Below are 25,717 nucleotides of genomic sequence, written 5' to 3' on the forward strand. Positions count from 1 at the left end.
GCTGCCCGGCGGCGGCGGCGCGTCAGCTCGCGTTGACCTCGGCGCCCGCGGCCCAGACCCGGGCGACACGATCGTCGTCGTCGAGCACGACCACGTCGGCGGCGTGGCCGGCGGCCAGCAGCCCGTAACGCGCGTCGAGGCCGAGCGCACGCGCCGGCGTCAGCGACAGGGCGGTCGCCGCGTCGACGAGCGAGAGGCCGAGCTCGTGCACGGCCAGCCTCAGCGCCGTGTCCTGCGTGAGGGTCGAGCCGGCGATCGTGTCGGTGCCGGCGATGCGGGCGACCCCGCCGCGCACCTCGACGTCGAGCGAGCCGAGGCGGTAGTCGCCATCGGCCGAGGCGGCGGCGGCCATCGCGTCCGTGACCAGGGCGACGCGTCCGGGCGCGCTCGCGAACAGCATCCGCGCCACCGAGGGATGCACGTGCGTGCCGTCGAGGATCAGCTCGAGCACGACCCGCTCGTCGTCGAGCGCCGCCACGACCGGGCCGGGGGCGCGGTGGTGGATGGGTCGCATGGCGTTGAAGGCATGCGTCAGCAGGCGCGCCCCGCGGGCGAAGGCCTCGCGCACGAGATCGGCGTCGGCGTCCGTGTGCCCGACAGCGACGGCGACCCCGGCGTCGGCGAAGCGCGCGATGGCGTCGAGCGCGCCCGGCAGCTCCGGGGCGATCGTGATCTGACGCAGCGTGCCGTCGGCCGCGGCCAGCAGGCGGTCGACCGCCGCCGGCTCCGGGGCGATCAGGAAGTCGGGGTTGTGCGCGCCCTTGTGCGCGGGCGACAGGAACGGCCCCTCCAGGTGCGAGCCCAGCACCCGCGGGTCACGGCGGCTCAGCTCGGCGATGCCGGCGAGGCTTCCTTCGAGCTCGTCGAGGGGGTTCGCGACGAGGCTCACGACCTGCCGCGTCGTGCCGTGCGGGCGGTGCGCGGCGAGCGCGCGCTCCAGCTCCTCGCCCCCGGCGTCGTAGGCCGCGGCCCCGCCGCCGTGCCCGTGGATGTCGACGAACCCCGGCAGCATCCGCGCGCCGTCGAGATCTATGCTCTCGTCGGCATACGGGGCCGTGGACGCGCCGCGCGCGGTGCTCGTGATGCGCTCGCCCTCGAGCAGCAGCCAGGCGTCGTCGACCTCGCCGCGGGCGTCCACCCGCCGCGCCGAGTGCAGCAGGATGCTCATGGCTGAACCCTACCCGCGGGCGTCGGAGCGGCATACTGTGCAGCGACGCCGGGTCGGCCGCCGCCCGGCAGGCACGGCCACCGACCACCACGAGACACGACGAGAGGGGACGCCATGCGCCGCGGCACCAACCTCGTCGCCGTCGGCGGCTTCAACCAGGCCGTCGTGCTCGACCTGATCCGCCGCGCGCCCGAGGGCCTCAGCCGCGTCGAGCTGGCGCACGCCTCGGGGCTCAGCCCGCAGACGGTGAGCAACGTCGCCCGCCGGCTGATCGACGACGGGCTCGTGCTCGAGGCCGGCAAGCAGGTCAACGGCCGCGGCAAGCCGCGCACGATCCTGCAGCTCGACGCCCAGGGCGGCTTCGCGATCGGCGTGCACCTCGACCCCTCGCTGATCGCGTTCGTGATCACCGACCTCGACGGCGCCGTCGTGGCCCGCCGCATCCAGCGCACCCCCGTCGCCGCGTCGCCGACCCAGGTGCTCGACGCGATGCAGACCTCGATCGACGAGCTGCTGGCCGACTCGCCCGAGGTGCCGCGCGATCGCGTGCTCGGCGTCGGCATCGCGGCTCCGGGTCCGATCGACCGCGAGCGCGGCGTGATCGTGAACCCGCCGCTGCTGCCGGGCTGGGATGCGGTGCCCCTGCGCGACGAGCTCGCGCGCCGGCTCGGGGTTCCGGTCGTGCTCGAGAAGGACGTGACCGCCGCCGCCGCGGCCGAGCTCTGGTCGGCGACCGGGCACGACGGCGACGACTTCGCGTTCTTCTACTACGGCTCGGGCGTCGGGCTCGGCATCGTGCTCGACCACACCGTGCTGCGCGGCGCCTCGGCGAACGTCGGCGACGTCGGTCACACGGTCGTGCGCGCCGCGGGGGCCGGGGGAGTGCCGTGCCAGTGCGGCATGGCCGGCTGTCTGGGCGTGCAGACGAGCCCGCTGCGGCTTGTGCGCCAGGCCGCCGAGGAGGGCGTGATCGGCGGGCCGGGCGGAGCGGGCGGAGCAGCCGGGCCGGGCGGAGCCGACGGCGTCGACGGGCGCGCGGATCTCGACGACCTCGAGGACCCCGAGACGCTCTTCGCCGCTTTCCGCGAGCTCGCCGACCGCGTCGAGCAGGGCGATCCGCGGGCGCAGGCGCTGTTCGGCGCGCTGGCCGACGACGTGGCGACGGCGCTCGTGCGCTTCGCCGACCTGCTCGACGTCGATCGCATCGTCTGCGGCGGCCCGTTCTGGGAGCCGGTGGGGCGGCTCATGCTCGGCCGGGTCGAGCGCGCGGTGCGCACCTCGCCCGCGCTCGTGACCCCGCATCCCGTGCGCATCGGCTCGAGCGCGGCGGGCGACGACGTCACCGCGATCGGCGCGGCCTGCCAGGTGCTGGATGCGCTCTACTCGCCGCGCCCCGCGAACCTGCTGCTCGCCGCCGGCGCCTGACGCGCATCCCGCTCGCCGCGCGATCCCGCACCCCCAGCGCGATCGATCGTGATTAAGTCTTGACAAGCGTTAAGTCCATCGTTTTTAGTTATTGCACCCCCGCCCGCGGCGACGACGAAGCCACCGCACACCAGCATCACCATCAGCTCACGCTGACTCCTCGCCGACGGGTGCCGTGCACACCGAGGAGTTTCGATGATGAGACCTGCACCACGCACGACAGCCCTGGCCCGGCGAGCGCCGAAGAAGCGCGTTCTGGCCACCCTCGCCGCCATCGCCGGAGCCGCGCTGCTGCTCTCCGGCTGCGCCGGCGGCTCCGGCGACGACGGCAAGACCATCAAGGTCGCCTACCAGAAGTTCGGCAACTTCATCCAGCTCGACAAGCACATGAAGAAGGTGAAGGCCGAGTACGAGAAGGCCAACCCGGGCATGAAGGTCGAGCTCGTTCCGATCGCCGCCCAGGAGACCGACTACTTCACCAAGCTCGCGCTCATGAACAAGTCGAGCTCGACCGCCCCCGACGTCATGTACGAGGACACCTTCCAGGTGAAGTCGGATGTCGACGCCGGCTACCTCGCCCCGCTCGACAGCTACATCGACAAGTGGGATGAGTGGGACCAGTTCTTCGACAACGCCAAGCAGGCCGGCCTCGGCGACGACGGCAAGACCTACGGCATCTCGATGGGCACCGACACCCGCGCCCTCTGGTACAACAAGCAGCTGTTCGAGCAGGCCGGCATCGCGGTTCCGTGGGAGCCGAAGAGCTGGGACGAGGTGCTCGACACCGCGAAGACGATCAAGCAGAAGCTGCCCGACGTCATCCCGATGAACGTCTACTCGAGCACCGCCCAGGGCGAGGCCGCGTCGATGCAGGGCTTCGAGATGCTGCTCTACGGCACGAAGGACACGCTCTACGACACCGACAGCAAGAAGTGGGTGACCGGCTCGAAGGGCTTCACCGACTCGCTGCAGTTCATCAAGGACCTCTACGGCGGCGGCCTCGCCCCGAGCCCCGACCAGGCCCTCGACAAGAACGTCGGCACCAAGGTCGGCGCCGAGTGGCTGCCCCAGGGCAAGCTCGCGATCGCGCTCGACGGCTCGTGGATGAGCGGCACCTGGCTCGAAGACGGCAGCGCGCCGTGGCCCGAGTGGAACGACGTCATGGGCCAGGCTCCGATGCCGACGCAGGACGGCGACGACCCGGGCTCGGTGAGCATGTCGGGCGGCTGGACGCTCGCGATGGGCTCGAAGAGCAAGAACAAGGATGCGGCGTGGGACTTCATCGCGCTCGCCCTGAACAAGGAGAACTCGAAGTCGTACGACATCGCGGCGAGCCAGATCGCGGTACGCGACGACGTCTCGAAGGACCCGGAGTACGCCGACGCGAACCCCTCGTTCGCGTTCTTCAGCTCGATCGTGCCGGTCACGCACTTCCGCCCGGCCACGTCGGACTACTCGAAGATCTCGCTCAACATCCAGGTCGCCATGGAGGCGGTGCTGACGGGCCAGCAGAGCCCGAAGGAGGCCGCGGCCGCCTGGGATGAATCCGTCGTCGGCATCGTCGGCGAGAAGAACACCACGAAGTGACGGCCACCGCCGCCACGCCCGACGCGCTGCGCGGCGGTCCCTCCGGGGACCGCCGCCGGCGCGGCCGGCTCGGCCGGGATCTGCTGCGCAGCACGCCGCTGCTGCCGGCGGTCGTTCTGCTGGCGATCTTCCTGCTCGGCCCGGTGATCAGCGCCTTCTACGGCGCCTTCACGAACTCGGCGCTCAGCGGCGCCGCCGCCCAGGGTGCGGAGTTCATCGGCTTCAAGAACTTCACCGACCTGTTCGCCGACCCCGACTTCCCGAAGTCGGTCGTGCTGACCTTCGTCTTCCTGTTCTTCTCGGCGGTCGTCGGGCAGAACGTGCTGGGCCTGGCGCTGGCGCTGCTCATGCGCTCGGCGAACAAGGTCGTGCGGGCCATCGTGTCCACGATCGTCGTCGGCGCCTGGATCCTGCCCGAGATCGTCGCCTCGTTCGCCGCCTACGCGTTCTTCACGAAGGAGGGCACGCTCAACGGGATGCTCGCCGCGATCGGCATCACGGGCCCCACCTGGCTCTACACCTTCCCGATGCTCGCCGTGATCCTGGCCAACATCTGGCGCGGCGCCGCGTTCTCGATGCTCGTCTACTCGGCGGCCATCAACGATGTGCCGCCCGAGATCACCGAGTCGGCCGAGGTGGATGGCGCGACCGGCTGGCAGCGCCTGGTGCGCATCACGATCCCCATGATCCGCCGCAGCATCTCGACCAACCTCATGCTGACGACCCTGCAGACCCTGTCGGTGTTCACGCTCATCTACGTGATGACCGGCGGCGGACCGGGCACGAACTCGTCGACCCTGCCGCTCCTGGCCTACAAGGAGGGAATCGCCTTCGGCCAGCTCGGCTTCGGAACCGCGATCGCGCTCATCCTGCTCGTCGTCGGGGCCCTGTGCTCGATCGTGTACATCCGCGCGCTGAAGCCGGAGGTGGACTGACATGTCCCTCGCCCTGACCTCGCCGCGCGGCCGCGGCCTGCGCGTGGTGTCGAACCTCGTGCTCGTGCTCATCGGGGTGGCGTTCCTGCTGCCGATGGTGTGGCTCGTGCTCGCCTCGCTCGACACCCGCGCCACCCTGACGGCGAAGCTGCCCGAGTTCACGCTCGACAACTTCACGCAGGTGCTCACGCCCGAGAACGCGTGGATCCCGCTCGGCAACAGCCTGATCATCTCGGCGGGCACCGCCCTCGTGACGGTCGTCGTCGCCGTGCTGGCGGCCTACCCGCTCTCGCGCTACACGCTGCGCGTGAACCGGCCCTTCCTCTACGGGGTGCTGTTCGGAACCTGCCTGCCGATCACGGCGATGATGGTGCCGGTCTACGGCCTGTTCGTCGCTCTCGACCTGCTCAACTCGTTCCCCGGCATCATCCTGTTCCTCGCCGCCACCAGCCTGCCGATGGCGATCTGGATGGCGAAGAACTTCATGGACTCGGTGCCGATCTCGATCGAGGAGGCCGCCTGGACCGACGGGGCCTCGATGCTCTCGACGCTGACCCGCGTGGTCGTGCCGCTCATGCGGCCCGGCATCGGCGTGGTGTTCATCTTCGTGTTCATCCAGGCCTGGGGGAACTTCTTCGTCCCCTTCATCCTCGTCACCGACCCGACGCAGATGCCCGCGGCCGTCACGATCTACAACTTCTTCGGCGCCTACGGGGCCGTCGCCTACGGGCAGCTGGCGGCGTTCTCGCTGCTCTACTCCGTGCCCGTGCTGGCGCTGTACGTGCTCGTGCAGCGCTTCTCGGGCGGCTCGTTCGCGCTCGCGGGGGCCGTGAAGGGCTGAGCCGCGCATCCACCGACCCGACCTGACTCGGTCCGATCCGATCCACCACCGCTCCACACCACCGCTCCACCACATCCGGGAGAGACACCCATGCACGACACCGCCGCGCTCATCGAGGCGCGCATCCGCCGCAGCTACCGCGAGCGCATCCTGCCCGCGGCCTACCGCGACACCGCTCCCGTGGAGGTGACGGCCTGGGAGGCGCCGGGCGAGCCGGTGCCCTTCGCCGAGGCCGTCGGGCAGAGCTTCACGCCCTTCGAGACCGGCGTCATGTGGGGCCGGCCGTGGGGCACGACCTGGCTGCGCATCACCGGCACCGTGCCCGCCGACTGGCCCGTGGATGCGGTGGAGCTGGTCGTCGACCTCGGCTTCCTGCCCAGCGGTCCCGGCTTCCAGAGCGAGGGGCTGATCTGGTCGGAGGACGGATGTCTAGTCAAGGGGCTCGAGCCGAAGAACACCTTCGTGCCCGTGCCGGTCGGGCCCGGCGGCAGCTTCACGCTGTACGTCGAGGCGGCGTCGAACCCCGACGTGGGCAGCGACTGGAGCCACGCGCCGACCCCGATGGGCGATCTCGAGACCGCGCCGCGCGATCCGCTCTACCGCTTCGCCGGCGCCCACCTCGGCGTCTTCGACCGCGAGGCCTTCGGGCTCGAACGCGACGTCTGGACGCTCATCGGCGTGCTCGAGAACCTGCCCGACAACTCGACCCGCCGCGCCGGCATCCTGCGTGCGCTCGAGCGGGCCGTCGACGTGCTCGACCCCGACGACGTCGCCGGCACCGCCGCCGACGCCCGGGCGCAGATCGCCGGCGTGCTCGCCGACCGCGCCGCCGGCAGCACGCACCGCACGATCGCGGTCGGGCACGCGCACATCGACTCCGCCTGGCTCTGGCCGGTGCGCGAGACGCGCCGCAAGGTCGCGCGCACCTTCTCGAACGTGCTCGAACTGATGGACCGCTACCCCGACTTCGTGTTCGCCGCATCCAGTGCGCAGCAGTACGCGTGGATGAAGGAGGGCTACCCCGAGCTGTTCGAGCGCATCGCGGCCCGGGTGAAGGAGGGGCGCTTCGTGCCCGTCGGCGGCATGTGGGTCGAGAGCGACACGAACATGCCCGGCGGCGAGGCGATGGCGCGCCAGTTCGTGGCCGGCAAGGGCTTCTTCCTGCGCGAGTTCGGCGTCGAGACGAAGGAGGTGTGGCTGCCCGACAGCTTCGGCTACTCGGCCGGCCTGCCGCAGATCGTCGCCGCGTCGGCGAGCGACAACTTCCTCACGCAGAAGATCTCGTGGAACGAGACCAATGTGATGCCGCACCACACCTTCCTCTGGGAGGGCATCGACGGCAGCCGGGTCTTCACGCACTTCCCGCCGGTCGACACCTACAACTCCGACCTCTCGGGCGCCGATCTGGCCCGCGCCGAGAGCCAGAACCGCGAGCGCGGCGTCAGCGACCTCTCGCTCGTGCCCTACGGCTACGGCGACGGCGGCGGCGGACCCACCCGCGAGATGATCGAGACCGCGCACCGCAAGCACGACCTCGACGGCTCGGCGCGCGTCGACCTGCGGCGTCCGGACGAGTTCTTCGCCGAGGCGCGCGCGTCGCTGCCGCACCCCGCCGTCTGGTCGGGCGAGCTCTACCTCGAGTTCCACCGCGGCACCTACACCTCGCAGTCGCGCACCAAGGAGGGCAACCGCAAGAGCGAGCACCTGCTGCGTCAGGCCGAGCTCTGGGCGGCGACCGCGGCCGTGCGCACCGGGGCCGAGTACCCCGTGGATGCGCTGCGCCGGGCCTGGGAGACGGTGCTGCTGCAGCAGTTCCACGACATCCTGCCCGGCTCGTCGATCGCCTGGGTGCATCAGGAGGCCGAGCGCAACTACGCGGCCGTCGCCGAGAGCCTCGAGGGGCTGATCGGGTCGGCGATCGCGGCGCTGGGCGGGTCGGCCGGTGCCGGATCGGATGCGGACGCGGGCTCGGGGGCGACCGTCGCCTTCAACGCGAGCCCCTTCGCCGTGGACGGGGTGCCCGCGCTCTCGGCCGGAACGCCGCGGCGCGCATCCACCCGGATCACCGCCGTCGAGGGCGGGGGAGCGGAGCTCGCGAGCGACGCCCTCACCGCGCGGCTCGACGCCGACGGGCACCTCGTGTCGCTCGTCGACGCCCACGGCCGCGAGGCCATCGCGCCGGGCGGGCTCGGCAACGAGCTGCAGTTCTTCCGCGACACCCCGAACCAGTGGGATGCGTGGGACATCGACGCCGCCTACCAGCGCATGCCGCTCGATGGGGTGCGCATGACCGGGCTCGAGATCGACGGCGACGCTGTGGTCGTGCGCCGCGAGGTCGGCGCGTCGACCGTGGTGCAGCGCATCCAGCTGACCGGCGACGGCACGGGAATCGCGATCGAGAGCGACATCGACTGGCACGAGCGGCAGAAGCTGCTCAAGCTCGCGTTCCCCTTCGACGTGCACGCCGCGACCGCCGCGAGCGAGGTGCAGTTCGGGCACGTGCGCCGCGCCACCCACAGCAACACCTCGTGGGACATGGCCCGCTTCGAGACGAGCGCGCACCGCTGGGTGCACGTCGACGAGCCCGGCTTCGGCGTGACCGTCGCGAACGACCGCGTCTACGGTCACGACATCACCCGCACGACCCGCGACGACGGCGGAGCCACGACCCTCGTGCGCGAGTCGCTGCTGCGCGCACCCACCTTCCCCGACCCGCACGCCGACCAGGGCCGGCACGTGTTCCGCCACATCGTGGCGCCCGGCGCGCTGCTCGACGGCGTGGCCGCGGGCTACCGCGTCAACCTGCCGCTGCGCGAGGTCGCGGCGCCTGAGGGGCACGTGGTCGAGCCGCTCGTCGCGGTCGTCGGCGCGGGCTCGGGTGCCGGCTCGGGTTCCGGCGGCATCGGGGGCGTCGGCTCGGAGTCGATCCTCATCGAGGCGGTCAAACTGGCCGAAGACGGCTCGGGGGATGTCGTGGTGCGTCTCTACGAGGCGCGCGGCGGTCGCGCATCCGGTCGCCTGCAGCCCGGCTTCGCGGCCGGCGCGGCGGTGCGCACCGACCTGCTCGAGCGACCGCTCGAGGGGGGAGCGCACGGCGACGCGCTCGCGCTCGACCTGCGCCCCTTCGAGCTGGTGACGGTGCGCATCCCGCGGGCCTGATCGGCGATCGGACGGCGCGAGCCCGGGTACCTGCGGGGGTCCCGGGCTCGCGCTCTGTTCGCGGTGCGGCGCGTCGGCGCCAGGTGGCGTCAGCGGAAGATGATCGTGCGCGCGCCGTCGAGCAGCACGCGGTGCTCCGAGAACCACTTGACCGCCTGGGTCAGGGTGCGGCTCTCCTCGTCCTGCCCGATCGCGACGAGCTGCTGCGGGGTGCGGGTGTGGTCGACGCGCACGATGTTCTGCTCGATGATCGGGCCCTCGTCGAGGTCGCTCGTGACGAAGTGCGCCGTCGCGCCGATGATCTTCACGCCGCGCGCGTGCGCCTGCTTGTAGGGGTTCGCGCCCTTGAATCCCGGCAGGAAGGAGTGGTGGATGTTGATCGCCCGCCCGGCGAGACGCTCGCACAGCTCGGGCGAGAGGATCTGCATGTAGCGCGCCAGCACGACCAGCTCGATGTCGTGCTCGTCGACGACCTCGAGGATGCGCCGCTCGAACGCCGCCTTCTCCTCGGGGCTCGTCACGGCGAGGTGCTCGAACGGCACCCCGTAGAACTCGGCGAGCGAGCCGAGCTCGGCGTGGTTCGCGAGCACGAGCGGAACCTCGACGGCGAGCTGGCCGGCGCGCTCGCGGAACAGCAGGTCGTTGAGGCAGTGCCCAGCCTTGGATGCCAGCACCAGCGTGCGCAGCGGCCGGTCGACGACGTCGAGCACCCAGTCCATGGCGTAGCGCTCGGTCACCGGAGCCAGCGCGGCGACGAACTCGTCGCGGCTCGCCTCCGACTCCACCTGCAGGCGCATGAAGAAGCGGCCGGTGTCGTCGCTCGAGAACTGCTGCGACTCGGTGATGTTGCCGCGGGCCTCGACCACGGCCCCGCTGATGGCGTGCACGATCCCGGGGCGGTCGTCGCAGACCAGGGTCAGGATCCAGTGCGTCGCGGTGCCGGTGCTCACCCGAGCAACTCTAGGGGCGCGGGGGCTCAGCGCCCGGCGGCGACGATGCGCACGTCGAGTCCGGCCGCGCGCAGGGCGGCCACCGCATCCTCGTCGGCGCTGTCGTCGGTGATCAGCAGGTCGACCTCGTCGATCGTCGCGACCGGGGCGAGCGCGGCGCGGCCCAGCTTCGAGCCGTCGGCGACCACGATCACGCGCTGCGCGTGCTGCACCATGGCCGTGTTCGTGCGGGCCTCGGTCTCGTCGTGGGTCGTGATGCCGCCGGCGGCGCTGACGCCGTCGGCTCCCAGGATGGCCATGCCGAGGTTGATCGCCTTGAAGGTGTTCTCGGCCAGCACGCCCACGAGCTCGAGCGACTCGTGCCGCAGGGCGCCGCCGGTCATGATCACCTTGAGCTGCGGATGCGTCGTCACGAGCTGCGCGATCGTCAGCGAGTTGGTCACGATCGTCAGCTCGCCGTGGTTCGCCAGCGCGCGGGCGACCGAGGCGGTCGTGGTGCCGCCGCTGAGCGCGACGGCGTAGCGCTGCTTCGGCACGAGCCCTGCGACGGTGGCGGCGATCGCGCGCTTGGCCTCCTGGTTGCGGCTGTCGCGCAGGCTGACCGGCACCTCGGTGCGGCTCTCGAGCAGGCGCGCGCCGCCGTGGGTGCGCAGCAGCAGGCGCTGATCGGCGAGGTCGGCCAGGTCGCGGCGGGCGGTCGCCGGCGAGACCTTCAGCTCGTCGGCCAGGGTCTCGAGCTCGACGCTCTCGCGCTCGGCGAGCAGCTCGAGGATCGCGAGCATGCGCCGCGATCGCTTGCCCGAGGCGGCGGGGCGCTCGGGCGGGCTCAGGGTCATCGCGCCGCGTCCGTGCGGGCGGCCGACGCGGCGCGTCGAGGCAAGCGAGCAGTCATGGTGCTCATATTAGGTGGATTCGCGCAGAATGTTGCGCGAAATGATCAGTCGTGCCGATCATCGAGCCATGACTCGTGTTGTCTTCCTCGGCGCCGGCAGCGTCGTCTTCACCCGTCAGCTCGTCGCCGACCTCATGTCGTACGACGACCTGCCGCCCCTCACCCTCGTGCTGCACGACATCGACGCCGAGCGCCTCGACGTCGCCGTCGACACGGCGCGCCAGGTCGCCGAGCGCCGCGGCCGCACCCTCGAGGTCGTGCCCGCGCTCGACCGCCGTGAGGCGCTCGCCGGGGCCGACTTCGTCGTGAACATGATCCAGGTGGGCGGCATCGACGCCACCCGCATCGATCTCGAGCTCCCGGCATCCCGGGGCCTGCGCCAGACGATCGGCGACACCACGGGCATCGGCGGCGTCTTCCGCGCGCTGCGCACCTTCCCCGTGCTGTCGGGCATCGCCCGCGACATGCTCGAGCTGTGCCCCGACGCCTGGTTCCTGAACTACACGAACCCGATGGCCATGAACATCTGGTGGATGGCGACGGTCGCCCCCTCGATCAAGGCCGCCGGCCTCTGCCACAGCGTCTACTGGACGGTCAACGACCTCTGCGAGCTCGTCGGCGTGCCGCTCGAGGGCACGACCTTCCGCGCCGCCGGCGTCAACCACCAGGCGTGGCTCTACGAGTGGTCGCGCGACGGCGAGTCGCTCTATCCCGCGCTGCGCGACAAGATCGCCGCCGACCCCGAGCTCGAGCGCCGCGTGCGCGTCGAGATCTTCCGTCGCATCGGCTTCTACCCGACCGAGACGAGCGAGCACTCGAGCGAGTACCTGTCGTGGTTCCTGCGCGACGACGCGCAGATCGAGCGCTTCCGCCTGAAGCCGCTGGAGTACATCGGCATCTCGGAGCAGAACGTCGCCGAGTTCCACCACGCCCAGGAGGCCCTGGCCTCGGGCGCGCCCCTCGAGCTCGAGGAAGGCGCCGCGGAGTACGCGCCCCAGATCATCCACTCGATGCTCACCGGCACCGAGCGCCAGATCCACGCGAACGTCGTCAACCGCGGCCTGATCGACAACCTGCCCCCGGGCGCGGTCGTCGAGGTGCCGTCGCGGGTGGATGCGGCGGGCGTCACCCCGCTCGCGGTCGGCGCGATCCCCGCGCCGGGCGCCGCCCTCAACCGCACCTACCTCTCGGTCGCCGAGCTCACGATCGAGGCCGCGCGCACCGGCTCGCGCGAGCTCGTGCACCAGGCCGTGCTCGTCGACCCGAACGCGTCGTCGTCGCTCACGCCGGCCGCGCTGGCCTCGCTCGTCGACGAGATGCTCGTCGCCCACCGGGCCGTGCTGCCGGCCTCGCTCGGCGGCGACATCGAGCTGGTCCTTCCGTGACGCTCGCCCGCTCGGGCGATCTGGTCGCGGCCGCCGCCGCGCGCGGGGGAGCCGTGGCCGCGGTCAACGCGATCATGCTCGAGCACGTCGAGGCGATCGTCGCCGGCGCGACCGAGACGGGTCGCGGCGTGATCGTGCAGCTCAGCGAGAACGCCACCACCTACCACGGCGGCGACCCGGTTCCGCTGCTCTCGGCGGCGCAGGCGCTCGCCGCGGCGGCGCCCGTTCCGGTCGCGCTGCACCTCGACCACGTGCAGGACGACGCGCTGCTCGCTCGCTCGCTCGAGATCGCCGCAGCCGTCGGGCTGTCGTCGGTCATGGTGGATGCGGCCCGCCTCGACTACGCCGACAACGTGGCCGCCACGGCGCGCTTCGCCGAGGCCGCGCACGCGGTCGACCTGGGAGGGGTGCGGTTCGGGGCGGGTGCAGGGGCGGGCGACGCGGGTTCCGCATCCACGGGCTCGGGGCTCTACGTCGAGGCCGAGCTCGGCGAGGTCGGCGGAAAGGACGGCGCCCACGCGCCCGGCGTGCGCACCGACCCCGACGAGGCGGCGGCGTTCGTCGCGGCGACGGGCGTGGATGCGCTGGCCGTCGCCGTGGGCAGCTCGCATGCCATGACGTCCCGCACGGCGGCGCTCGACGTCGACCTGATCGCGCGTCTGGCGTCGGCCGTTCCGGTGCCGCTCGTGCTGCATGGTTCGAGCGGCGTGCCCGACGACGCGCTCGTCGCGGCGGCGCGGGCCGGCATCCGCAAGATCAACGTGGGCACCGCGCTCAACGTGGTCGGCACGGCCGCCGTGCGCGCCGAGCTCGCCGCGCGCCCCGACGCCGTCGACCCGCGCAAGCCCTGGGCCGCCGCCCGTGCCGCGATGACGCGCGAGGTCGCCCGCCTGCTCGCCCTTCTGCCCTAGCGTCGTCCGCGTCCCGTCCTGCCGACCAGCCCCGCATCCGCTCCCTCCCGCATCCGAGGGTGGCCGCGTCTGCCCGGCACGCACGGCGTGTCGCGTGCGTTTGTGGCCACCCTCGGGAATGCGCCGGGTGAGGGTGGCCACGTCTGCACGCCGTGGGCGGCGTGTCGCGGGCATTCGTGGCCACCCGCGGCTGCGCTCGACGCTAGGGATGGGATGGTCCGCGAACCGGCGGGCGGCCTACAGGCCGAGCACGCGCCGCGCGTTGCCGCGGTAGATGCGCTCGAGCAGCTCGGGCGGCAGGCCCAGCGCCGAGACGGTCCAGCGTCCCTGGGGCGGGATGTCGGCGTCCGGCGCGTAGGTGAAGGCCTCGTCGAGCGTCTCGAGGAAGCGGAAGTGCAGGCGGTACTGCTCCAGCGTCGCCGGGTAGATGTCGGTGCCGAAGTGCACGCGGTCGCCGAAGCGATCGAGCAGCACGCGCAGGCGGCGCGGCTGGCGGCCCAGCTCGGCCATGCGGCCGGCGATGTCGACGGTGTAGTTGGGGGATGCGGCCAGCATCCGCTCGACCAGGTCGAGGTCCTCGGCGGCGCAGCCGAAGTGCGCGCCGATGAAGCGCGTGCCCGGGCAGGCGGCCACGAGGGCCGCGTGCGAGGCCAGCAGCTGGTCGAAGGTCGGGTAGACGGCGGCGTCGCCGAACCACCACTCCTTCATGACGAGCAGCTCGTCGAGGCGCTCGTTGCGCTCGTCGAGCGGGGCGAAGAACGCCTTCGGGTCGGCGGTGTGGATGAGCACGGGCAGCCCGAGCTCGCCCGCGTGCCGCAGCACGGCGATCACGCGCGGGTCGTCGGGCTGCACCAGCACGCCGTCGGCGTCGCGGAACGTGAGGCCGAGGCTCTTCCAGACCTTCACGCCGCGGGCGCCGCGGGCGGCGCTGTCGTCGAGCGAGGCGATCAGCTGCTGCACGACGGGGTCGGCGAGCGGGTCGGATGCGGCGGGCGAGCCGTCAGCACCAGCACCGACACCAGCACCAGCACCAGCAACAGCACCGACACCGTCGCCGCCACCCCCGTGCGACCCCTCGAGCAGCTTCCAGTCGAGCTGGCAGAACGTGAAGAACCGCCCGGGATAGGCGCGGTCGTAGCGCTCGACGTTCGCGGTGACCTCGTCGCCCCACATGCCGTCGAGGTTGACGACGGCCTCGACGTTCGCGGCGTCCATGGTCGCGACGAGCGCGGCGACGTCGTCGATCATCCAGTCGCCGTCGTCGGTCAGCCAGCGGCCGAGGTGGTTGTGGATGTCGATCGCGGGCACCGCGGCGCGCTCCACCTCGGTGACGGGCGGCTGCAGCTGCTGCTGCGGCGTCCAGTCGATGAGGGGCAGCTCGCGGAGCTCCTCCCAGCTGCGTTCCATCTCGTCATCCCAGCACCCGCATCCCGTCGGCGCACCGTCCGATCAGTCCGAATGCGCGTTTCGCGCAATCGAATGACGAAATGATCATTCCGCCGCACACTGGCTCCACCGCGGAGGTCCTCCCGCGCCAGCTTGAGAAAGACCGGAGTCCCCATGAGCATCACCGACGACGAGATCGCCACCCAGCCCCGCCTCTGGCGCGAGGTGCTGAGCGGCCTCGAGCAGGCCCGCGACCTGCTCGCCGCCCCCGGCGAGCGCATCCTCGTGATCGGCTGCGGCACCTCGGCGTTCGTCGCCGAGTCGCTCGCCTTCCTTCGCGAGGAGGCCGGCCACGGCGTCACGGATGCGGGCTACGCCTCCGAGCCGCGGGTGTGGCGCGACTGGGACCGCGTGGTCGCGATCACCCGCTCGGGCACCACGACCGAGGTCATCGCCGCGCTGCGCGACGTGCCCGCCGGCGTGCGCCGCATCGTCGTCACGGGCGTCGTCGACTCGCCGGTCGCCGAGTTCGCCGACGACATCATCGACCTCAGCGCCGCCGACGAGCAGTCGGTCGTGCAGACCCGGTTCCCGACGACCTTCCTCACCCTCGCCCGCGCCGCCCTCGGCTACGACGTCGAGCGGTCGATCTCGCTCGTCGAGGAGGCGCTGGCCCTGCCGCTTCCGGTCGACCTGAGCGGTCTCGACCACTTCGTCTACCTCGGCACCGGCTGGACCCACGGCCTCGCCCAGGAGGCGGCGCTCAAGATCCGCGAGTCGGCGCAGGCGTGGTCGGAGTCGTACCCGCTGCTCGACTACCGTCACGGACCGCTCGCGGTCGCGCATCCCGGATCGCTCGTCTGGATCTTCGGCGCCGACGACGCGAGCCTCGTCGACGACATCCGCCGCACCGGCGCCACCGTGCTCGTCGGCGGACCCGAGCCGCTCGTCGAACTCGTGCAGGCGCAGCGCCTCGCCGTCGAGATCGCCGCCCAGCGCGGGCTCGACCCCGACCAGCCGCGCCACCTGACCCGCTCGATCATCCTGGGCTGAGGCCCCCGCACCACTCCCCATCCGCACCGCACTGCACCGCACAGCACCGAGGAGAACCCCGTGACCGCACGCACCCGCCTCATCCGCACCGCCGCCGCCCTCGCGGTCGGCGCGCTCGGCCTGGCCGGCCTCGCCGGCTGCGCCGGGCAGACCGGCGCGACGAAGCTCGACACCAAGGCCGATGTGAAGCTGACCTGGTGGACCGGCCAGGACGCCGATGCCAGCAAGCTGCTGCAGAAGCTCGCCGACGAGTTCGAGAAGGACCACCCGAACGTCACGATCGACGTCTCGCCCGGCGCCTCGTCGACCGAGGAGCTGCTGCAGAAGCTCAGCGCGGGCTTCGCCGGCAACAGCTACCCCGACATCTCCTACAGCTTCGGCTCGTGGGCGAGTCAGCTCGAGGGCTCGGGCCGCACGCTCGACATCACCGACCAGGTGAGCGACCCCGACGTGAAGTGGGACGAGTTCTCGGAGGCGGCGCGCAAGACCGTGCAGCCCAGCGGCGAGAAGACGATCGGCTTCCCGGCGATCGTCGACAACATCTCGCTCATCTACAACACGAAGCTGTTCGAGGATGCCGGCGTCGCGCTGCCGACGGAGGACTGGACCTGGGACGACTTCCGCGACGCCGCGAAGAAGATCACCGACGCCTCGACTGAGACGTACGGCTACGCCTACTCGGTGTCGGGCTCGGAGGAGACGACCTGGCAGTTCTGGCCGCACCTGTGGCAGAACGGCGGCGAGATCCTCGACGGCGACAAGGCCGCGTTCGACTCGGCGGCCGGCGTGAAGTCGCTCGAGTTCCTGAAGGGCATGGCCGTCGACGACAAGAGCGTCTACCTCGACCAGACCGACACCAAGTTCGGCCAGCTCTTCGCCGCGGGCCGCATCGGCATGATGACCTCGGGCCCCTGGCAGCTCTTCGACCTCAAGAAGGCCGGAACCCCCTACGGCGTCGTGCAGCTGCCCGGCACCGACGGCAAGCACACGACCGTGTCGGGCCCGGACATCTGGGCGCTGTTCGACCACAAGGACGTCAACCGCGCTCACTGGGCCTACGAGTTCACGAAGTGGCTGACGAGCGCCGAGCAGGATGAGCGCTGGAACGTCGAGATCGGCAACCTGCCGCTGCGCAGCTCGGAGATCGACTCGGCCGCGTTCCAGAAGCAGGTGGAGACCTACCCCGGCCTCGACATCATGGCCGCGAACGCCGAGAACGCCACCGTCGCCCGCCCGACCGTGAAGGGCTACGTCGGACTCTCCGAGGCCGTCGGCTCCGCCATCTCGCACGTGCTGCAGGGCGACGGGGATGCGGAAGACGAGCTGAAGAAGGCCGCCGAGAAGGCCGACAAGGCGCTCGCCGACTCCTGATCATGACCGCATCCACTCTTCCCACGCGGGCCGGGCGACAGCGCCCGGCCCAGCGACCCGGCGCGCGACTGCGGCGCTGGAAGAACGACTTCGGCGGCTGGGCCTTCGTGCTGCCGGGCTCGCTGCTCGTGCTCGGGCTCTCGCTGTTCCCGGCCGGGTGGGCCCTGCTGCTCAGCTTCCAGAAGTGGGACGGCTTCAGCCCGCCGGAGGCGATCGGCGGCGGCAACTACGCCGAGCTCGTCGGCGACAGCGAGTTCTGGGATGCGGTCACCCACACCGGCGTCTACACGGCGCTGTTCGTGCCGATGTCGGTGCTCGCGGGGCTCTTCCTGGCCGTGGCGCTGAACCGCCGCATCCGCTTCATCGGGTTCTACCGCACCGCGATCTTCGTGCCCTTCGTGGCCTCGGCGGCCGCGACCGGCATCCTGTCGACCTACCTGTTCAACCCGCAGTTCGGCCTCGTCAACAACGTGCTGCGCGTGCTGGGCCTGCCGCAGCAGGGCTGGCTCGAAGACCGCAACGAGGCCATGTTCGTCATCGCGATCATGTCGCTGTGGGGGCAGGCCGCATTCACGACCGTCATCTACCTGGCCGCGCTGCAGGATGTTCCGGTCGAGCTGCTCGAGGCGGCTCGGCTCGACGGCGCGAACCGCTGGCAGTCCTTCTGGCGGGTCGTGTGGCCCCAGCTCAGCCCGGTGACCGTGTTCACCACGATCTGGCAGGTGATCCAGTCGATCCAGCTGTTCGATCTGGTCTACACCTCGACCCGGGGAGGGCCGCTCGACTCGACGCAGACGATCGTCTACTACCTCTGGGAGAAGGCGTTCCGCGAGCTGCGCTTCGGCTACGGCTCGGCCGTCGCCTACGTGCTGTTCGGCATCACCCTCATCATCACCATCGTGGTCGTCGTCGACGGGCGCCGTCGCGGACAGGAGGCGTTCTGATGGCGATCACCACCGCATCCCGCTCGGTTCTCGAGGTCGCCGGCTCGTCGGCGCGGGTCGCCGAGCGCGACGCCGCCGAAACGGCGGGCGGGCGCCTCGCCGCCGTCACCCGGGCCCGCAAGCGCCGGCTGCCGAGCGCCTGGCACCTGTTCCTGCTGCCGGTGTCGTTGCTCTTCCTGCTGCCGTTCCTGCAGATGTTCCTCGCCTCGGTCTCGCCCGAGAAGGAGCTCGTCAGCTTCCCGCCGCCGTTCATCCCGTCGCGCATCGACTTCGGCGGCTACGTCGGGCTGTTCACCGAGTCGAACATCCTGCTCTGGCTGCTCAACACCGTGATCGTGTCGGTGACGGGCATCGTGTCGCACCTCATCCTGTGCTCGCTCGCCGGGTACGGCTTCGCGCGGCTCAAGTTCCGCGGGCGTCAGGTGGGCATGTTCGCGATCCTCGCGACGATCATGATCCCGACACAGCTGCTGATGATCCCGACCTACATCCTGTTCTCTCAGCTCGGGCTCGTGAACGGGCTCGGCGCGGCGATCGTGCCGTGGCTGTCGAGCGCCTTCGGCATCTTCCTCATGCGCCAGTTCTTCCTGTCGCTGCCCACCGAGCTCGAAGAGGCCGGGATGATCGACGGCGCGAACCGCTGGCAAGTGTTCGTGCGCATCATCCTGCCGCTGGCGAAGCCGGCGCTCACGACGCTCGCGATCTTCACCCTGCTCGGCTCGTGGAACGACCTGGTCTGGCCGCTCATCGCGATCAACGACGACCACGCCTTCACGCTGCAGCTCGGGCTCGCGAACTTCCAGGGCACGCGCCGCACCCAGTGGTCGCTGCTCATGGCGGGCAACGTGGTCGCGACGATGCCGCTGATCCTGTTCTTCCTGTTCGCGCAGAAGCAGTTCGTGCAGACGATGACCCTGTCGGGCCTGAAAGGCTAGGTGCATGACCCTCATCGCGCTCGCGCCGAGCCCCGCCCTCGACGTGACGCATCGGGTCGTCGCGCTCGAACCCGGTGAGATCCACCGCCCGACCGAGGTCGTGCGGCTCGCCGGGGGCAAGGCCCTCAACGTCGTGCGCGCCGCCGGGGTGCTCGGGCTGCCGGCACGGGCGGTCGTGCCGCTCGGCGGCCGGATGGGCGTCGTCGTCGCGGGACTCGCGATCGACGAGGGCCTGGATGTGCGGGCGGTGCCGATCGCGGCCGAGGCGCGGCAGTGCCTGTCGCTCGTGCCCGACGAGGGCGCGCCGACCGAGTCGTACGAGCCGGCGCCGGTGCTGAGCGAGCGCGAGGCGCGGTCGCTCGCGTCGGCCGTGGGAGAGGAGCTCGCGGGGGCGCTGGCCGGCGAGGCGATCGGATCCGTCGCCGCGGCGGCTGACGCCGGCGACGCGCCGGTCTGGCTCGCGATCTCGGGCAGCCTGCCCGCCGCGCTCGTCAGCGCGCTGCTGCCGGTCGTCGAGCAGGCGACCGCGGCGGGCGTGCGCGTCGCCGTCGACAGCTCGGGCGACGGGCTCGCCGCGCTGCTGGATGCGCGACCCCACCTGGTCAAGGTGAACCGCGCCGAGGCGGCCGGGGTCGTGGGGGCTGCGTTCGGTGCGGCCGGCGCCGCGGCCGGCGAGGACAACGCGACCGACGCGCCGCTGCTCGAGCTCGCGACGGCGCTGCGCGACCGCGCGGGACGCGACGACGGCCTCGTCGTCGTGACCGACGGGGCGCACGGCGCGCTCGCGCTGAATTCCGCCGGGGCGTGGCTCGCGCATCCCGACCCCGAGCCGGGCCGCTTCGCCGTTGGCAGCGGCGACAGCTTCCTCGCGGGCTTCGTCGCCGGTCTCGTCGCGGGCGAGCCGACCGAGAGCGCCCTGGCCCGGGCGAGCGCCGCGGGCAGCGCGAACACGCGCTCGCTCGGGGCGGCGCGTCTCGCGGTCGCCGACCTCGACGCCGCGGCGTCGCGCATCCGGGTCGAGAAGCTCGGCTGACGCATCCCGTGCGAGTGCGTCATCTCCGCGTCATCGACCGCGCCGCACACTGACACCGTGACCACCGCACGACGCCGCCTCGCCGCCACCCTGTTCGCCGGGCTGACCGCCCTCGTGCTGGCGGCCTGCACGGGCGCATCGGCGCCGAAGCCCGCGAGCGAAGGCCACGCCGCCGCCGCGTCCACCCGCACCGACGACACGAGCGGCGTCGACGACGGCGGCACGGGCCTGACGGTGCACGGCGGCCCGCAGTACGAGCTGCTCGGCGCCGGCCCTGACGGCGTGACCGTGCGGAAGGGCGACGACTGGAGCCTTCCGGGCTGGGCGCGACCCGCATCCAACTCGGGCTTCTTCAGCGAGACCGGGGCGCCCGACTGGGGCGTGGGCGTGCGCAGCGTCGACGTGAGCTGGCGGCAGATCGCGCCGAGCTCCGACGCGGCGATCGACGGCGGCCGCGCCGGGAAAGCCCAGGGCATGGACTTCGAGTCGCTGGATGCGCAGCTCGCCGCCGCGCGCGCGACCGACGGCGGCTACTGGATGCGCATCTTCGCGAGCGGCACGACGTGGGCGCCGAAGCGCGTCGCCGCCGACTGCGGGGTGTCGAGCTACGGCCCCGACTACGACGGGCAGCGGCACCTGCCGATCTGGGACGAGTGCGTCTGGTCGCACCTTCTGGCGACCTACCGGGAGCTGTTCCGCGACCAGGGGCTCGCCGCCGATCCGAAGCTGCGCTTCGTCTACGTGCCCGGCGCCTTCACCTGGGCCGAGTTCGACTACGACATCATCGGCGACGCCGCGGAGTCGGGCGACCTGACGTGGAAGCAGTACAGCTCCTGGTACTCGCACGCCTGGAGCGACCTGGTCGAGATCTTCGGCCCGAACGCGAACAAGCTGGTCTTCACGGGCGAGGACTACCCGTGGGGCCCCTTCGGCGCGAAAGACGACCTGCTCGCGAAGCAGGCGGTGGATGCGGGGCTCGGCATCCGCACGGGCATCACCGAGCTGTCGAACTTCCACCTCAGCGAGGCGCCGGCCTACGGCTCGCACCGGCAGGACGACGGGCATCTCGTGGTCGACGAGACCCTGCCCATCCACGACGGCATCCGCATCGTCGCGACCGAGAACGAGTGCTACACGGCCTGCGGCTACGCGACCGACGACCCGTACTACGCGGTGCGGCAGTCGAACCTCAAGGGGCTGCAGCTGCGCATGAACTGGATCTACGTCGTGCCCGGCGACTCCTATCTCGGGCCGTTCGCGAAGCACTGGGACTGGGTGCGCCTGTCGATCGGGCAGACCGCGTCGACCTCGGCCGACGCCTGGGCCGACCTGCGCACGGCCGACGACACGGCGATCGGAGCGAAGGTGCGCAACCTCGAGCGCTGGCTCGTGCAGGTCGACGAACCCGGCTCGGTCGCCCACCGCAGCACGGCCGACGTGCACCGGAACGTGTTCGAGAAGGACAACGGCACCGCGTGGGAGGGCCTGACCACGAAGGTCGATTCGGGTGATACCGGCTTCGTCTTCGACGTGGATGCGCGCTTCGCGGCCGCGGCCGCCGCCTCGGATGCCGCGGGCACCACCCTGCTCAAGGTCACCTACCTCGACGAGGGCTCGGGCGACGTGACGGTGACGACCCCGGCGGGCGACGCGGCGGCGCGCATCCCGCGCACCGACTCGGGGGAGTGGGTGACGGCGACGGTCGCGCTGCCCGCGGGCGCGCTCGGCGCGGGCTCGGGCGCGGGCGACGCCGCCGGCGCGCACCGCCTGCGATTCGGCGTGGCCGACGACGCCGACGACCTCACCGTGCGCTTCGTGCGCGTCATCCGCGTCTGACCGAGTCCGCCCCTCAGCCCTGCACGGGTGTCCGGGTCGTGCGGCGGTCGGCGGCGGGCGCGCTCACGCTGATCGGCACGGTGGCGCTCGCCCGCACCCCGTCGGCGTCGGCGACCGTGATGGTCGCGGTGACGACGCCCGGCTTCGCGTAGGTGTGCGCGCCCGAGACGGCGTAGGTCGGCGAGCCGTCGTCGGCGGTGCCCGCGGGCGCGACCGTGCCGGGCTCGGCGGCTGAGCCGTCGCCCCAGTCGATCGTCGCCGTGTACGAGCCGGCCGAGGTCGCCGCGCCGTGCGCGACGGTCGCGAGCACGCCCTCGAAGACCGCGCCGGGCGTCGCGGCGAGACCCGTCGCGGCCGTCACGGTCACGGGCGGCACGGCGCGCTGCAGCGCCACGTCGTCGACCCAGCCGCGCAGGTAGCCCGTCGCGTCGCCGTCGCCGCCGTGCGTCTGCGGGGCGAACGACAGCAGCAGCGCATCCACCGTCTTGCCGACGGCGGAGGCGGGCAGCTCGGCCGTCACGTGGTTCCAGCTGTCGGACTTCAGCGCCGACCCCTGCTCGGCCGCCGTCAGCGCGGCGCCGTTCGAGGCGGTGGGCGCGTCGGCGCTCAGCAGGGTGCCGTCGGTGAAGCGCACGTCGACCGCGACATCGCCGCTGGCATCCTGCACGTAGTCGGCGAACGGGCCGCCGTCCTTCTGCGGACGGATCCAGTACGAGATCGTGTCGCCCTCCGCGACCGTCGGCGCGGCGCCGGTCGCGGTCACGTCGAGCAGCAGGTTGGATGCGGTGGCTCCGGCCTTCGTGCCGCGCCCCGAGTAGACGAGCGACTGGCTGCCGTCGTGCGGGTCGCCCGCCTGCACCTTCGTCTCGGCCGCCGGGATGTCGCAGCAGTAGCCGCCGACGCCGTCGTTCGTGACCGCGACGCTGGGCGCGGGCTGCGGCTGACCCTGCTCGAAGCCGGTCGCGATCAGGTCGCTGACCTGTGCCGCGATGGCCACCGTGACTTTCTGGCTCACGAGCGTGTCGGATCCAGCCTTCACCGTCACCGTGACGACGTGGTCGCCGACCGCGGTGTCGTCGGCGGCGCGCAGCGTGACGGCGGCGTCGCCGGCTCCGGTCTCATCGAGCGCGATCGTGCCCGAGGCCGGGTCGGCGGTGATGCCGTCGGCGCCGTCGACCGACCAGGTGATCTTCGCCCCGCCGGCCGCGTTGTCGGAGGCGGCGACGCGCTGCACATGCAGCTTCACCGCATCCGTCACGCCGCCCGGAACCGCGGACACGTTCGCCGGGGCGACCGAGGCGAGGTGCGAGCGCTCGCCGTCGCGCACCGAGGGCGGCGCATCCGACTCGGCCGTGCCGCGCGTCGTGTTCGGAGTCGACGAGAGCTTGTAGTCGACCTGGGTGTCGCGGGTGATCGCGTCGGCGGCCAGGTAGACCTTCGAGGTCGACTTCCCATCCACCTTCATCGACTGGATGTACGGCTTGTCGAGCCCGGCGCCCGGCGACGAGAGGTGCAGCACGGGGCCGTCGGCGCGGTGCAGCACGATCTCGGGGAACAGCGGGGTCGCCGTCGCGAGCTCGGCGCGCGAGGGGTTCTGCGGGTAGAGGCCCATCGCCGAGAACACGAGCCATGACGACATCTGCCCGAGGTCGTCATTGCCCGGGATGCCGTCGGGACCGTTCGGCGAGCCGTCCTCCGTGTCGATCCACAGCTGGCGGATCGTCTCGCGCACGGTCTGCTGCGTCTTCCACGGCTGACCGGCGTAGTCGTAGAGCCACGGCGTCGCGATCGAGGGCTCGTTGTCGACGTTGGCGTGCAGGTTGGTGTCCCACGAGCCGCCCGCGAGCGTCCACTCGTTGGGCACGCCGTTGCCGTTCTCGTCGCCGACCTCGCGGAAGAAGGAGTCGAGGCGCTCGGCGGCCTTCTCGCGGCCTCCCATCGCGGCGAAGAGTCCCGCCGGGTCGTGCTGCACCATCCACACGTACTGCGCCGCGGTGCCCTCGACGAAGCCGTCGCTCGACGCCGGGTCGAAGCCCGACTTCCACGAGCCGTCGGCGTTGCGGCCCTGGATGTAGCCGCCCTCGGGCGTCGCCTGCGGGTTGAACTGGTTCTGCCACGACTGAGAGCGCGCGGTGAACTCGGCGTAGTCGTCCTCGTTGCCCAGGTACTGGGCCAGCTGAGCGAGCCCGGCATCCGCGACGCCCATCTCGAGCGTCTCGTTCGGGCAGCCCCAGGCGTTGCAGCCCTCGGGGTAGTAGCCGTGCTCGAGGAACTGGTCGAGCGAGGGGCGCTGGCCGACGACGGCGATGTTCCAGCCGGCGCGCGACAGGTCGTCGTCGGTCGGCACGCGGGCGGCCTGGGCGAGCGAGGCGTAGGCGCCCTTGACGTCGAAGTCGGTGCCGCCGAAGGCGACGATTCCCGCGATCGCGGCGGCCGAGGGGTCGCCGACCATCACATGCGTCGTGCCGGAGTTGTGGGTCCAGCGATCCCACACGCCGCCGTTCTGGTTCGCCTGGTTCAGCAGCGACTGGCCGATGTCCGAGCCGCGCTTCGCGTCGAGCAGGGTGACCAGCTGCACCTGGGATCGATAGACGTCCCAGCCGGAGAAGGTCTGGTACTGCGCATCCTGACCCTTGGTGAGCTTGTGCGCCTTCAGGTCCATGCCCGTGTACTTCCCCGTCACGTCGTTCGCGATCGAGGGGTGCAGCAGCGCGTGGTACAGCGCCGAGTAGAACGTCGTGCGCTCGGCGTCGGTGCCGCCGCCGGTGCGGATGCGCGTCAGCTCGGTGTTCCAGGCGGCCTTCGTCTGCTTCGCGACCTGCGCGCGGGTCGTGCCGACCGGGTTCTCGGTCGCCAGGTTCTTCTTCGCGCCCGCCAGGTCGACATAGCTGATGCCGACGCGCATGTTCACCGAGCGGCTCTTCGACGTGTCGAAGCTCACGTAGCCGCCCGAGCCCTTCCCTGCCGGCGGGTAGCCGCCGGGGTAGGTCGTGCCGCCCTCGGCCGTCGTCGCACCGGGGGTGAGCGTCGCATCCTGCCAGGTGCCCGTCGTGGCGAAGGCGGTGTCGAACTCGGCCACGAAGTGCACGGTGTAGTAGCTCTTCTGCAGGATGCCGTCGCCGGTGAACCCGCCGCAGAAGTTGCCGCTCGTGACCGAGCCGGTGATGCGGCGGTTCTTCGCGTCGATCTGGATGTCGGCATCGCTCGACCCGACGAGCGAATCGGAGGTGCGCACCAGCAGCGTCGCGGGGGAGCCCTTCGGATAGGTGAAGGTGCCCGAGCCGGTGCGGGTCGTGGCGGCGAGCTTCACGCCGACGCCGTTGTCGAGATCGACGCCGTAGCTGCCGGGGGTCGCGCTCTCACGAGCGTGCGAGAAGGTGGAGGTCATCGGGGTGCCGGCCGCGTCGGCGGCGAGCGGCGAGGTCGTGACCTGCTGGGCGAGCGGCATGATCGGGATGTCGCCGCTGAGGCCCGCGCATCCGGCGCCCGAGACGTGGGTGAGCGAGAAGCCGCGGACCGTGTTCGAACCGTACTCGTAGCCGCTCGGGCTCGGCGTGCGCACGGTGCCGTCGCTGCGCACGGTGCTCTGGTCGGGGCTCCAGGCGAGCATGCCGAAGGGGGCGACCGCGCCGGGGAAGGTGTTGCCGGCGTTCGACGATCCGATCAGCGGGTCGACCGTCGCAGCCGGGTCGGTGATGAGCGTCGTCGCGGCGTCGGCCGGGGCCGGCGCGGTGGCGAGGGCGCCGGCGGCCGCGAGGGCCAGCGCGAGGCCTCCGGCGAGGGCGACGCGGGCCGCGCGGGGCCTGCGGGCTCCGCGGCTGCTGGCGGGGGATGACGTGGGGGATGCCTGCACGACCTGCTCCATCGACGATGACGAACGCGAACCCGGTCATCAGATCACAGATT

Annotated in this window: 18 protein-coding genes; 13 read left to right on the forward strand and 5 right to left on the reverse strand. The window is 71.8% G+C overall.

Translation table 11 applies throughout. The features are described 5' to 3' along the window. Positions 1-22: 22 nt before the first annotated feature. Positions 23-1,168, reverse strand: a complete 1,146-nt coding sequence (gene nagA / locus FJ658_RS05780; RefSeq protein ID WP_141144433.1) for an N-acetylglucosamine-6-phosphate deacetylase — start codon at positions 1,166-1,168, stop codon at positions 23-25. Positions 1,169-1,282: 114 nt separating this feature from the next. Between nagA and FJ658_RS05785 the strand changes: the two genes are divergently transcribed. The 5 genes from FJ658_RS05785 (at position 1,283) to FJ658_RS05805 (ending at position 9,115) form a co-directional block, all read left to right on the forward strand. Continuing rightward, positions 1,283-2,593 (forward strand): ROK family transcriptional regulator, encoded by a 1,311-nt coding sequence (locus FJ658_RS05785; protein WP_141144434.1) that lies wholly within the window; start codon positions 1,283-1,285, stop codon positions 2,591-2,593. Positions 2,594-2,791: 198 nt separating this feature from the next. Continuing rightward, positions 2,792-4,180, forward strand: coding sequence for an extracellular solute-binding protein (locus FJ658_RS05790; protein ID WP_141144435.1), 1,389 nt, complete (start codon positions 2,792-2,794; stop codon positions 4,178-4,180). After that, the gene (locus tag FJ658_RS05795) at positions 4,177-5,115 is read left to right on the forward strand and encodes a carbohydrate ABC transporter permease (protein ID WP_219995721.1); all 939 of its coding nucleotides are present in this window, start codon (positions 4,177-4,179) and stop codon (positions 5,113-5,115) included. Before FJ658_RS05790 ends, FJ658_RS05795 begins: the two co-directional genes overlap by 4 nt. A 1-nt stretch (position 5,116) precedes the next feature. Continuing rightward, the gene (locus FJ658_RS05800; protein WP_141144436.1) at positions 5,117-5,956 is read left to right on the forward strand and encodes a carbohydrate ABC transporter permease; all 840 of its coding nucleotides are present in this window, start codon (positions 5,117-5,119) and stop codon (positions 5,954-5,956) included. A 90-nt stretch (positions 5,957-6,046) separates the two neighbouring features. Further along, entirely contained in the window at positions 6,047-9,115 is a 3,069-nt protein-coding gene (locus tag FJ658_RS05805; protein ID WP_141144437.1) for a glycoside hydrolase family 38 C-terminal domain-containing protein, read from the forward strand. An 89-nt stretch (positions 9,116-9,204) separates the two neighbouring features. Here FJ658_RS05805 and purU read toward each other — a convergent pair whose 3' ends face one another. Beyond that, a complete protein-coding gene (purU, locus tag FJ658_RS05810; RefSeq protein ID WP_141144438.1) occupies positions 9,205-10,065 on the reverse strand; it encodes a formyltetrahydrofolate deformylase in 861 nt (286 codons plus the stop codon). Positions 10,066-10,091: 26 nt separating this feature from the next. Next, a complete protein-coding gene (locus tag FJ658_RS05815) occupies positions 10,092-10,901 on the reverse strand; it encodes a DeoR/GlpR family DNA-binding transcription regulator (RefSeq protein WP_141144439.1) in 810 nt (269 codons plus the stop codon). A gap of 124 nt (positions 10,902-11,025) precedes the next feature. On the opposite strand from FJ658_RS05815, the gene melA reads away from it, so the two are divergent. Both melA and FJ658_RS05825 read left to right on the forward strand, forming a co-directional pair. Then, positions 11,026-12,342: an alpha-galactosidase gene (gene melA / locus FJ658_RS05820; RefSeq protein ID WP_141144440.1), complete on the forward strand. Its 1,317-nt coding sequence runs from the start codon at positions 11,026-11,028 to the stop codon at positions 12,340-12,342. After that, positions 12,339-13,253 carry a class II fructose-bisphosphate aldolase gene (locus tag FJ658_RS05825; RefSeq protein ID WP_141144441.1) on the forward strand — a complete coding sequence of 305 codons (915 nt, stop codon included), beginning with the start codon at positions 12,339-12,341 and terminating at the stop codon, positions 13,251-13,253. The genes melA and FJ658_RS05825 overlap by 4 nt, the downstream gene beginning before the upstream one ends. A gap of 237 nt (positions 13,254-13,490) precedes the next feature. Here the strand turns inward: FJ658_RS05825 and FJ658_RS05830 are convergent, their stop codons facing one another. Then, entirely contained in the window at positions 13,491-14,660 is a 1,170-nt protein-coding gene (locus tag FJ658_RS05830; RefSeq protein ID WP_255447590.1) for an amidohydrolase family protein, read from the reverse strand. A gap of 153 nt (positions 14,661-14,813) precedes the next feature. Between FJ658_RS05830 and FJ658_RS05835 the strand changes: the two genes are divergently transcribed. The 6 genes from FJ658_RS05835 to FJ658_RS05860 are packed head-to-tail and all read left to right on the forward strand — an operon-like array spanning position 14,814 to position 21,811. Then, complete coding sequence (locus tag FJ658_RS05835; RefSeq protein WP_141144442.1) at positions 14,814-15,692, forward strand: SIS domain-containing protein; 879 nt, start codon at positions 14,814-14,816, stop codon at positions 15,690-15,692. 60 nt (positions 15,693-15,752) lie between these two features. Continuing rightward, entirely contained in the window at positions 15,753-17,063 is a 1,311-nt protein-coding gene (locus FJ658_RS05840; protein ID WP_181408340.1) for an ABC transporter substrate-binding protein, read from the forward strand. 2 nt (positions 17,064-17,065) lie between these two features. Then, positions 17,066-18,007: a carbohydrate ABC transporter permease gene (locus FJ658_RS05845; RefSeq protein WP_141144443.1), complete on the forward strand. Its 942-nt coding sequence runs from the start codon at positions 17,066-17,068 to the stop codon at positions 18,005-18,007. Continuing rightward, complete coding sequence (locus tag FJ658_RS05850) at positions 18,007-18,942, forward strand: carbohydrate ABC transporter permease (RefSeq protein WP_141144444.1); 936 nt, start codon at positions 18,007-18,009, stop codon at positions 18,940-18,942. The genes FJ658_RS05845 and FJ658_RS05850 overlap by 1 nt, the downstream gene beginning before the upstream one ends. Positions 18,943-18,946: 4 nt before the next feature. Beyond that, on the forward strand, positions 18,947-19,975 hold the full coding sequence (locus FJ658_RS05855) for a 1-phosphofructokinase family hexose kinase (RefSeq protein ID WP_141144445.1): 1,029 nt from the start codon (positions 18,947-18,949) through the stop codon (positions 19,973-19,975). 57 nt (positions 19,976-20,032) lie between these two features. After that, positions 20,033-21,811 carry a hypothetical protein gene (locus tag FJ658_RS05860; protein ID WP_141144446.1) on the forward strand — a complete coding sequence of 593 codons (1,779 nt, stop codon included), beginning with the start codon at positions 20,033-20,035 and terminating at the stop codon, positions 21,809-21,811. Positions 21,812-21,824: 13 nt separating this feature from the next. Here FJ658_RS05860 and FJ658_RS05865 read toward each other — a convergent pair whose 3' ends face one another. Beyond that, positions 21,825-25,664, reverse strand: coding sequence for a GH92 family glycosyl hydrolase (locus FJ658_RS05865; RefSeq protein WP_181408341.1), 3,840 nt, complete (start codon positions 25,662-25,664; stop codon positions 21,825-21,827). Positions 25,665-25,717: the final 53 nt, after the last annotated feature.

It is taken from the genome of Schumannella sp. 10F1B-5-1 (assembly GCF_006517535.1).
Lineage (GTDB): Bacteria > Actinomycetota > Actinomycetes > Actinomycetales > Microbacteriaceae > Schumannella.